Raw genomic sequence first — 9615 nt, 5'->3', positions numbered from 1 at the left:
CGTTCCCAGGGTAGCGGGCGAGCCGATCACGCCAGCCGTCGGTCGGCGTGGCGGATGTGTCCAATGTCGCAGGACACATCCAGACCCCACGTGTTGGTTACGCACAGTCGTCCGTCACCATAGTGCCCGCCATGTTTCTGATTGCCGCGATCTCCTTCCCCCTCGTGCTGCTCGCCCTGCTGCTGGCCATGGAGCGGGTCGAGCGCCCCCTGCGTGCCGCCGATACGGGGCAGGGCTTGGAGGGCTTCCTTGACAACGCCCGGCCGGACGAGGTGAACACCTTCGTCTCCCAGGGTCTTCCGGTGGCGCTGGAGCGCTACCGCCGACGTTTGCGGCGATCGCCGCCGGGTAAACATCGAGCGGTGTGAAGGTGGCCCACATTTGGACTTCCGTTGATTTTTCTCGTTTTTCTGGCTACAGAGCGTTATGCATCATCTCGGTGTGTGCCTGTATCGGCGCATGATCCTGGCTGCGGGCGGGCTGGTCGAGCCTGAAATACCCCGATTGGGCGGACCTGTTCAAGACCCGACAGCCTGTCACGGCTTTCAGGTCGTGCCCTTTGGCTCCACTCCTGGCATGCTCGGACGCCGTGGACGATCTGCTTGCCCGTGTTCCCATGTTTGCCGGCCTATCCGAACAGGATCGGCAGGCCCTTAATGATCATCTCGAACGCCAGAATGTTACCCGAGGCGACGTTCTGTTTCGCGAAGGTGAAACCGGAGATCGCGTTTTCGTCATCCTCGCAGGAAAGGTCAAGATCGGACGCGCTGCACCCGACGGCCGTGAGAACCTCCTGATGGTGATGGGTCCCGGGGACCTCTTCGGTGAACTGTCGTTGTTCGATCCGGGCCCTCGCACGGCCAGCGCGACCGCGGTGACCGACGCATCGTTGGTCTCCCTGGAGCACACCGCGCTGCGGCCGTGGCTGGCCACCCGCCCCGAGGCGGCGTCGCTGCTGCTTCGGGTACTGGCACAACGCCTGCGGCGAACCAACGACTCCATGGCCGACATGGTGTTCACCGACGTGCCTGGACGAGTGGCCAAGGCCCTTCTTGATCTGGCTGAACGGTTCGGCGAACCGGCTCAGCCAGGCAACGAGGCGGCCGGGGTCCGCGTCGAGCACGGCCTCACCCAGGAGGAGCTCGCCCAACTGGTCGGGGCGTCCCGCGAAACGGTCAACAAGGCGCTGGCGGATTTCGCCACCCGCGGTTGGCTGCGGCTGGACTCCCGTGCGGTCGTTCTGCTTGACCGGGAACGGCTCGCCCGGCGCGCTCGCTAGATCCGGCCTGAAGGGGGCACAGGCCGGCCCGCATCCCACACCAGCGGGTCCAGACAGCGCACCTGTGCGCTGTCTGGACCCGCCTTGACACCTGAGCTGTTTTTACACCTGAGTCGTCGTGAGACCCGAGCTGTCGGGTGACCGCACCGCTTCGAGATCGGTCCGATCCGACACTTTGCGCTTGATCCACCACTGTGTGCCCGAGCTGCTGCTTTGAGCGCCTCTGTTGCCGGTAGCGCTATGCTTGTCCGCTCGGCTCCGCGGCCAGTCTGGGGATGATCGGTGGGGACGTCGGGGGTATGGCCAGCGGCGCCGTCGGCGGCCCGGTCGGTTGCCCGGCTGCCTGCCCTGCTGCCTGCCCGGCCGGCACCATCGTCAGGCCCGTGGCGCAGCTGTTCACCGGCACGTCGGGGCCAGGCGCAACGGGCGCAACGGGCGCAACGGTTGAAACCGCGGCGAGCAGGCGGCGGGTCTGCGGGACCTCACTCACCGCGCCTGTCGCGGTCGCCGCGTCCAGCGCCTTCTCGTAGGCGGCCCGGGCCTCAGCGGGTTTCCCGCTGGCGACCAGCGCGGTGCCCAGCGCCCGCCAGGCCAGCACCTGGGCGCGGACGTCCTCCGCATCCACCTCGACCGCTCGCCGGGCAATGGCCAGCGCCTCGGCCGGCCTGCCGGCGTCGAGGAGGGTGCCGGCGAGGTGAGCGTAGGCCTGCCGGCGTGGGAACAGCAGGGTCGCCGGTTCCCCGGCGGCCAGTGCCTCCTCCAGCAGGCTGATCGACTCCTGTAGTCGCCCGCGGGCCCGGGCGACCTGGGCGATCAGTACCTTCGCCCCCAGCTGCGCGTGGGGTTGCAGCTCAAGACCGTCGAGGGTTTCCTGGGCGAGGGACGCGGCCTGCTCGGCCGAGTCGATGAGCCCGGCGTCGAGCCGGGTCAGCCCCAGCAGGACCAGAGCCAGCGCACCCACGACCGCGTGGCGGCCCATGTTCGCGGCGGCATGAGCGTCTTCCAGGTGGGCCGCGCCGCGTTCCGGGTCGCCCGCGCCGCGGGCGGCGAGCCCCTTGGCCACAAGGGTGAGTGCGGCTCCCCAGGTGTCGCCGGTGGCGTGGAACAACTCCGCCGCGCGCTCGGCCCCAGCTTCGGCCTCGGCGACGTCCCCGAGTTCGGCGGCGGCGACAGCGTCGATGGTCAGACATACGGCCAGGCCCCATCGTTCGCCCAGCGCCTCGGCCATCTCGATCAGCTCACGCGAGATCTGGCGGGCCCGGCTGAGTTGACCTGACAACAGCCAGACCAGCGCTTCGGTACCGGCGCACCAACCCAGGCCGCCGGTGTCGTCCAGCCGCCTGAAGACCTCGGTGGCGTCCCGCAGGTATTGCTCGGCATTCGGGTAGTCCCCGCGGGTGGTCGCGCTCCAGGCGAGGTGCTGGAGGGCCCAGCCGACCCCGCGTGGGTCGCCGACCCGGCGGGCCAGGGTCAGCGCATCGGTGAACCGCTTTTCGGCGTGGCGCACCCGGCCGGCGGCGTACTCCACCAGGCCGAGCTGGCGCAGGGTCGCCGCCACCAGCCGGTCGCTGCCGGCGAGCTGGGCCTGTTCCAATGCGGTGACCAGCGCGGTCGCGGCCTGCTCGTCCCGACCCTGTTTGTGTCGGAGATCGCCCAGGACGCGGTACGCGGCCGCCCGAAGCTCCGGTGTGGTGACCCGGAGCGCGGGCCGAAGGGTGCGTTCAGCCTCGTCCAGCCGGCGCAGCGATGCCAGCGCCTCGGCGTGCAGCACGACTGCCCCGAGATCGTCGAGCTCGCTGATGACACCACGGCCGAGCCGGCGGGCGCTCGTGATCAGATCGCTGGCGCCGCGATGGTCGTCGCGGGCCAACGCCGAGCGGGCGACCCGCACCAGGGCGTGGAACCCGGGTTCGCGAGCCGACCACGCGGGGTCCGTCGGGGCAAGCGCCATCGATGCGGCCAGGTCGTGCGCGCGTTCGGCGTGGTGTCCGACAAAGGCCGCGACTTCGGCCTCGGAACCGTTGAGGAACTCCACCCCCCATTGTGCGGCCGCTGCGTGCCGGCGGGCCCGTTCGACCTTGGGTAGGCCGGCGTAGGCCACGTCGCGGGCCATCGGATGGACGAACGTCCACAACGGCTCCGCGGGATGCGCGGGCCGCAGGAGCTGGCGTTCGGCGAGGGTTGCCAGGGCACGGTGGACCTGGTCGCTGCGGCGGTCCTCCAGCGCGGGCAGCGCGTCCGCCGGGAACCGGCTGCCGAGCACCGACGCGGACCGTAGGACGGCCTTCGCGATCGGGTCCAGGTCGTCGATGCGGGCGGCCAGAACCGACTGCACCCCGGCCGGCAAGGTGGTCTCCGGCAGGGATCCCTCAAGGACCCAGGCGGACGGCTCGATGCCCGCCGCCTGGCGCCGGCGCGTCCGTTGCACGGTGGATCCCGATGCGTCGAGTTCCGTGGGGCGGACCGACACCGGGTCCGCGCCCTGCGGACCCCGGTGCAGCACACCGCGGTCCACCAGCAGGTTCAGCAGCTCGGTGAGGAAGAACGGGTTGCCGTGCACCCGCCCGAGCAGTGCGGCGCGGGCGTCCTTGCTCAGTTCGGCGCCGCCGAGGTAGTCGCGCAGCAGTCTCGCCGCGGCGGCCTCCGGCAGCGGCGCCAGGGCGAGCAGCTCCGGGTTGGGCAGCCCGGTCAGGGGCGGGGCCTCACGGTCGAGCAGGACGAGCAGGATCGGTCCGCGCAACCGGCTGGCGAAACGCCGTAATCCCTGCCACAGCGCGGTTGTCGCCCACTCCAGATCATCCAGGATGATCATCAGTGGGCCGTCGTCGGACAATCCCCCGAGCAGCACGGCGACGTCGTCGACGATCGCGTCGACAGCCCGGACGGCGGGATTGTCAGGACGACCGTCGCGGCCCGCCGGATCACCCGGCGGGGTGTCCGGCGTGACCGTTGAGCGGCCCTCGGGCGGGACGCCCAGCAGAGCGAGCAGCTTGTCCGCGATACCGCTGGGGATGCGGGTGCGCGCGGCCGGGTGCTCCAGGCGGCTGACGGTACGCCGGACCCGTTCGGCGACCCGGTCCGGGCTGTCGCCCTCGCCGACCCCGGATGCCGTCCGCACGATGTCCATCAACGGCGCGAGATCACGCCCGTCGCCGTGCCGGACGGTGCGCCCCCACAGCACCCTTGCGTCGGGCTGTGCGCCCACCCGGCGGGCGACCTCCGCCGCGATGCGGGTCTTGCCGATCCCGGCCTCACCGGTGACGATCACCGTCCGCGGCTGGCCGTGGGTGACGACGTCCCGGAAGGCGGACACGAGCACCGTGAGTTCCTGGTCGCGGCCGGTGAACGGGGCATCGTCACCGTGACCGGGCCGGGCGACGTTCGACGGCCGCAGGCTGACCAGCTCGTAGGCCGGGACGGGTTCGCGCTTGCCCTTGAGCTTCAGCGCCGGCAGCCCCCGCCAGGTTGCCACCGAGGTGGTGGCGACCACGGTGTGGTGCCCGGCGTACACGGCGCCGACCGCTGCCGCGTCGGACAGCCGGGCGGCGGTGTTGACGGTGTCGCCGATCACCGTGTAGCTCAGGGACGCCTGGATGCCGGCCAGCACCTCGCCGGTGTTGATCCCGACCCGTAGGCCGAGATGGCGCCCGCCCCCGGCTTCGTCGGTGACCAGCCGGCGGACGGTCTCCTGCATGGCGGCGGCTGCGCGGACGGCCCGCTCCGGATCGTCCTCGTGCGCGGTCGGCGCGCCGAACACGGCCATGATGCCGTCGCCGGTGAGATTGTCGACCCGTCCGCCGACCTCGGCGACATCGCGGGCGAGCGCGGCGAGCACCCGGTCGGTGACCTCGCCGACCCGCTCGGGGTCGAGATCCTCGGCCCACGCGGTGAAGTCCGAGAGGTCACCGAATAGGACGGTGACCACCCGGCGCTCGGCGCCCTCGTCCGCACCCAGGCCGTTTTCGGTCTGGAGGGGCAACCCGCAGTGGAAGCAGAAGCGCCCGCCGGGGACGGTGGGTGTGCCGCAGCGCGGGCAGCGCAAGGTTCCGGCGATGGGCGATGTGATCATCGGCGCGCCCTGCGGCCGGGGCATGGCAACAGCATCGAGCCGGCTCGCCCGGTATGCGGGTGTTGCCGGTATCGCGTCCAGAGTCGAGACATTCTGGCGCGGTCGGACAAATGCGGAGCGTTACGCACGGGTAGTCGCCTCCCGGCCGCGAGCATAAGCCAACCGGACGAGATCCTCTGTTCTTGCTGATCTTAACTGCTTTCGGATGGCCGGGGAGCTACCTGGGATGTCCGGAAGAAGTCGTGTTCTGCTTCGTACAGTGATAATTCGGCTACCTCAACAGGACGGTCGGGACGGCGGGCGCAGATACTCGACCTGGGCGCGGACCGAGAGCTCAGCCGCCGGCCACAGCGCGGGGTCCACGTCGGCGTAGACCCGACGGACGATCTCCGGGGCCGTTGCGTCGCCTGCCTCGAGCGCCGCGCGGACCGCCTGCAGGCGGGCCTCCCGGTGCGTGAGGTAGGCCTCGGCCACTCGCCCAGCCGATGCCAGTTCGGGCCCGTGACCAGGAAGGACCATGGCGTCGCCCAGTTCGCGCAGGCGCCGGAGGCTCGCCAGGTAGTCGCCCAGTCGGCCGTCGGGATGTGCCACCACGGTGGTGCCCCGCCCGAGGATCGTATCGCCGGTGAGAACCGAGACTCCGTCGTCGGTCGGGCCGGTCGGGCCGGTCGGGCCGGGGCCGGCTGGGGCGGGGCCGGCTGGGGCGGGGCCGGCTGGGGCGGCGCGGCGGTCGCCAGTGAGGACGAACGACAGCGAATCGCTGGTGTGCCCCGGCGTCCCCAGCACGCGGATCTCCACGCCGGCAGCCACGATCACGTCACCTGCGGCCAGCCCTTCGTCGCCGAGTCGGTGCGTGACGTCCAGGGCGCGCACCGGAGCATTTGTCAGGTCGTGCAGCGGTGCCGCGCCCTCACTGTGGTCACGATGGCCATGGGTCAGCAGGATCATGTCAACGGGTCCCGCCGCGACGATCGCGTCGAGATGCCGCGGGTCGGATGGGCCGGGGTCGACGACCACAGCGCCGGTGGCCCCGGGGGCACGCAGGATCCAGGTGTTCGTGCCGTCCAGCGTCATCGGGCCCGGGTTGGGTGCGAGCAGCACGGCCGCGAGCGCCGTCACCTGCCGGGGCAGGCCTTGCCGGGGCATGACCTGCGGGGGCATGACCTGCGGAGGCATGACCTGCGGAGGCATCGCCGGTCCGGACGGCACCGCAGCCACCACCCGTCCGCGATCGTCAGCCGATCGAGTCATGGTCGGCGATCGAGTCATGGTCGGCGTCGTGCTGGAAGACGAGGTGGGCCCCGCCATCGTCAAGTGAGATCTTCGGCATGATCGGTTGGATGGCCCGGGTCCCGGCAGCCGTCAGGACCGCCTCGACGCTGTCGTAACCGACCAGCTCGCCGAGGGTGTACGCAGTTGGTGGCATGAGGTTCAGCCGGTCCGCGATGAATTCCTCGAGCGCCGCCGCCGGCGACGTCCACAGCAACCGGTCGGACTCGCCGGGGATCTGGCGGGTCCGCTGTGTGGCCGGCATCGCCGCGACGAAGAACCAGGTGTCGTACCGGCGGGGTTCGACCTCGGGCGTGATCCAGCGTGCCCACGGACGGATCAGATCGACTCGCACGCCGAGACCGCGGCGGGCCAGCACGGCGGCGAGGTTGGTAGTCCTGCTCTCCAGAGCGACGCGGTCAGCCTCCCAGCTCGGGTCGCTGACGTCGGCGGATGTGCCCCCGTCCGGTCCCGCGAGCAGGACACCGCTCTCCTCGAACGTCTCGCGTACCGCCGCGCAGACCAGTGCCCGGGCCAGCGCAGGTTCGGCCCCGGGCGGCAATGTCGCCTCCGCAGCGCCGAATCGGTCCAGCTCGGCGTCGCCGTCCGCCTGGTCGACCGTCCCGCCCGGAAAGACGTACATGCCGGCGGCAAAGGCCATCGTGGACACCCTGCGCAGCAGGCAGATCTCGACCCCGGAGGCGCCCGGCCCGCCGCGGGCGGGACGCAGGAGTACCACCGTGGCGGCGGCGCGGGCAGGTGCCGGTGTGTCGAGACCGGGGCGGTAGGACCGCGCCGTTTCGACGAGGCTGGCCGGCAGCCGCTGGGGCAGGCGCCGGAGCTCGTCCTCGGTCACTCCGTTCGTCGGATCCGCCATTCGTCAGATGTTAGAACAGATGGTGGCGACCAGCTCGATCTCGACCGGGGCGCCCAGCGGCAGGACGGCCACGCCCACGGCGGAGCGAGCATGGCGTCCGGCGTCGCCGAACAGTGCCGCGAGCAGCTCGCTCGCGCCGTTGACCACCGCCGGTTGGCCGGTGAAGGCGCGCACGCTGGAGACGAAGCCGACGACCTTGACGATTCCGCTGATGGCGTCGAGACCGCCGGCCACCGCGGCCGCGGCCGCAAGCGCGTTCAGCGCGCAGACGCGGGCCAGTTCGGCGGCGCGCTCGGGGGTGATCAGGCCGCCGTCGACCACTGCGCCGACCGGGCCGTGGTCGGTGAGCGTGCCGTCCACCAGCGGCAGTTGCCCGGCCGTCCACACCAGATCGCCGTGGCGACGGGCCGGCACGTACGCGCCCGCCGGCACGGGTACCGCTGGCAGCGCCAGGCCGAGCGCGGCCAGACGCTGCGACGGGGTGGCCGCTGCGGCGTCCGCGGGCGTCATCTCGCCGAGGCGTTCGTGGGGCGCTTGAAGTAGGCGACCAGGCTCTCCGGATTGGGGCCGGGCACGACCTGGACGAGCTCCCAACCGTCCGTCCCCCAGCTGTCGAGGATCTGCTTGGTCATGTGGATCAGTAGCGGGGCTGTCGCGTACTCCCAGGTCGTCATGACACGAGACCTTAATGGTCTATCGCCGGGACATGGCGGAACGTAGCGGCGGACATGAGGTCCGAGCGCCACGCATCCGTCGTGCATCCGTCGTGCATCCGCCTGCATCCGCCGGGAAGGGGCCGGCCAGGCCGGGTACGGTCGTCGGTGTGACGCCGCAGGACACCGTGCCGCCGGATGCCGTGCCGCCGGATGCCGTGCCGCCGGAGGTCGCCCGAGGGCCGTGGTCGTGCCGCCTGCATGTGGTCACCGGCAAGGGCGGTACCGGCAAGACGACCGCCGCCGGCGCGCTCGCGGTTGCCCTCGCCACCGGCGGTCGGCGGGTGCTGCTCACCGAGGTCGAGGGGCGTCAGCAGATCGCGCAGCTGTTCGACACCCCGCCGCTGCCCTACGCCGAGCGTAAGGTGGCAAGCGCTCCCGGTGGCGGTGAGGTGTTCGCGCTCGCCATCGACGCGGAAGAGGCCCTGCTGGAATACCTGGAGATGTTCTACAACCTGCGCCGCGCAGGCAAGGCGCTTGGCAAGATCGGCGCCATCGACTTCGCCACCACGATCGCGCCCGGGGTCCGCGATGTGCTGCTCACCGGCAAGGTGAAGGAAGCGGTGAACCGTCCGGACGCGACCCGTTCCGGCGGCAAGGCCTATGACGCCGTCGTTCTTGACGCGCCGCCGACCGGTCGGATCGCCCGGTTTCTCAACGTGAGCGCAGAGGTCGCCGGACTGGCAAAGGTGGGTCCGATCCGTACCCAGGCCGACAGCGTGATGGCGGTGATGCGATCCGCTACCACAGCCGTGCACTTCGTCACCCTGCTCGAGGAGATGCCGATCCAGGAGACGGTGGACGGGGTCGCCGAGTTGAAAACCGCGGGCCTCGCGGTCGGTGGCGTCATCGTGAACATGATCCGGAAGCCGTTACTGGCGGCCGAGGACATCGAGCGGGCCGGCACCGATAAATTGGATCTTGAGGAACTGGCGGCGGGCGTGAAGGAGGCTGGCATTCTGCCGAGCGCCGAGCTGATCGGCGCTCTCGCGACCGAGGCGGCCCAGCACGCGCGCCGGGTGCGGCTGGAGACGGCCGAACGGGCTGAAGTCGAGGCGCTGGGCCGTCCCGTCTACGAGCTGCCCCTGGTTGCCGATGGAGTGGATGTCGGTGTGATCTACCAGTTTGCCGAGCTGCTGCGCACACAGCGGATGGTCGGATAACGCGGATGGATGGGATGAGCGGGACGCACAGGCAGCCCTCACAGCGGCCGTTGCCCGCGCCGCCGTTGCCGGTACCGCCGTTGGATGTCGATGCGATGCTTGACAGTGAGAAGATCATTGTTTGCTGCGGATCGGGTGGCGTCGGGAAGACCACCATCGCCGCGGCGCTGGCCCTGCGCGCGGCGGAACAGGGCCGCCAGGTGGTCGTCCTGACGATCGACCCGGCGCGTCGACTGGCACAGTCC

General features: G+C 70.9%; 9 protein-coding genes. 4 read left to right on the top strand and 5 right to left on the bottom strand.

Going from position 1 to position 9615, the window contains the following annotated elements:
- The first annotated feature begins 131 nt into the window (after positions 1–131).
- The gene (locus U9977_RS03525; RefSeq protein WP_322747697.1) at positions 132–368 is read left to right on the top strand and encodes a hypothetical protein; all 237 of its coding nucleotides are present in this window, start codon (positions 132–134) and stop codon (positions 366–368) included.
- Between the two features lie 221 nt (positions 369–589).
- Positions 590–1279 (top strand): Crp/Fnr family transcriptional regulator, encoded by a 690-nt coding sequence (locus U9977_RS03520; protein ID WP_322747713.1) that lies wholly within the window; start codon positions 590–592, stop codon positions 1277–1279.
- 238 nt (positions 1280–1517) lie between these two features.
- On the opposite strand, the gene U9977_RS03515 is transcribed toward U9977_RS03520, so the two are convergent.
- The 5 genes from U9977_RS03515 to U9977_RS03495 form a co-directional block, all read right to left on the bottom strand.
- Positions 1518–5372 (bottom strand): tetratricopeptide repeat protein, encoded by a 3855-nt coding sequence (locus U9977_RS03515; protein ID WP_416210462.1) that lies wholly within the window; start codon positions 5370–5372, stop codon positions 1518–1520.
- Between the two features lie 252 nt (positions 5373–5624).
- On the bottom strand, positions 5625–6494 hold the full coding sequence (locus U9977_RS03510; RefSeq protein WP_322747711.1) for an MBL fold metallo-hydrolase: 870 nt from the start codon (positions 6492–6494) through the stop codon (positions 5625–5627).
- 88 nt (positions 6495–6582) lie between these two features.
- Positions 6583–7494 (bottom strand): NUDIX hydrolase, encoded by a 912-nt coding sequence (locus U9977_RS03505; protein ID WP_322747696.1) that lies wholly within the window; start codon positions 7492–7494, stop codon positions 6583–6585.
- A 3-nt stretch (positions 7495–7497) separates the two neighbouring features.
- The gene (locus tag U9977_RS03500; RefSeq protein WP_322747695.1) at positions 7498–8004 is read right to left on the bottom strand and encodes a RidA family protein; all 507 of its coding nucleotides are present in this window, start codon (positions 8002–8004) and stop codon (positions 7498–7500) included.
- Positions 8001–8168, bottom strand: a complete 168-nt coding sequence (locus tag U9977_RS03495) for a DUF4177 domain-containing protein (protein WP_322747694.1) — start codon at positions 8166–8168, stop codon at positions 8001–8003. Before U9977_RS03495 ends, U9977_RS03500 begins: the two co-directional genes overlap by 4 nt.
- Before the next feature lie 182 nt (positions 8169–8350).
- On the opposite strand from U9977_RS03495, the gene U9977_RS03490 reads away from it, so the two are divergent.
- Together U9977_RS03490 and U9977_RS03485 are read left to right on the top strand one after the other, a co-directional pair.
- A complete protein-coding gene (locus tag U9977_RS03490; RefSeq protein ID WP_322747710.1) occupies positions 8351–9370 on the top strand; it encodes an ArsA-related P-loop ATPase in 1020 nt (339 codons plus the stop codon).
- A 14-nt stretch (positions 9371–9384) separates the two neighbouring features.
- Positions 9385–9615 (top strand): ArsA-related P-loop ATPase (locus U9977_RS03485; RefSeq protein WP_322747693.1); only part of this gene is annotated, 231 nt, incomplete at its 3' end.

It is taken from the genome of Protofrankia sp. Cas8 (assembly GCF_963555845.1).
Classification (GTDB): domain Bacteria; phylum Actinomycetota; class Actinomycetes; order Frankiales; family Frankiaceae; genus Protofrankia.
This window is presented reverse-complemented; position numbering and strand designations above follow the sequence as displayed.

Coding starts and splice junctions, on each gene's coding strand:
- U9977_RS03495 (WP_322747694.1), bottom strand. CDS start 8,168: ATGACGACCTGGGAGTACGCGACAGCCCCGCTACTGATCCACATGACC.
- U9977_RS03515 (WP_416210462.1), bottom strand. CDS start 5,372: ATGCCCCGGCCGCAGGGCGCGCCGATGATCACATCGCCCATCGCCGGA.
- U9977_RS03525 (WP_322747697.1), top strand. CDS start 132: ATGTTTCTGATTGCCGCGATCTCCTTCCCCCTCGTGCTGCTCGCCCTG.
- U9977_RS03510 (WP_322747711.1), bottom strand. CDS start 6,494: ATGCCCCGGCAAGGCCTGCCCCGGCAGGTGACGGCGCTCGCGGCCGTG.
- U9977_RS03505 (WP_322747696.1), bottom strand. CDS start 7,494: ATGGCGGATCCGACGAACGGAGTGACCGAGGACGAGCTCCGGCGCCTG.
- U9977_RS03500 (WP_322747695.1), bottom strand. CDS start 8,004: ATGACGCCCGCGGACGCCGCAGCGGCCACCCCGTCGCAGCGTCTGGCC.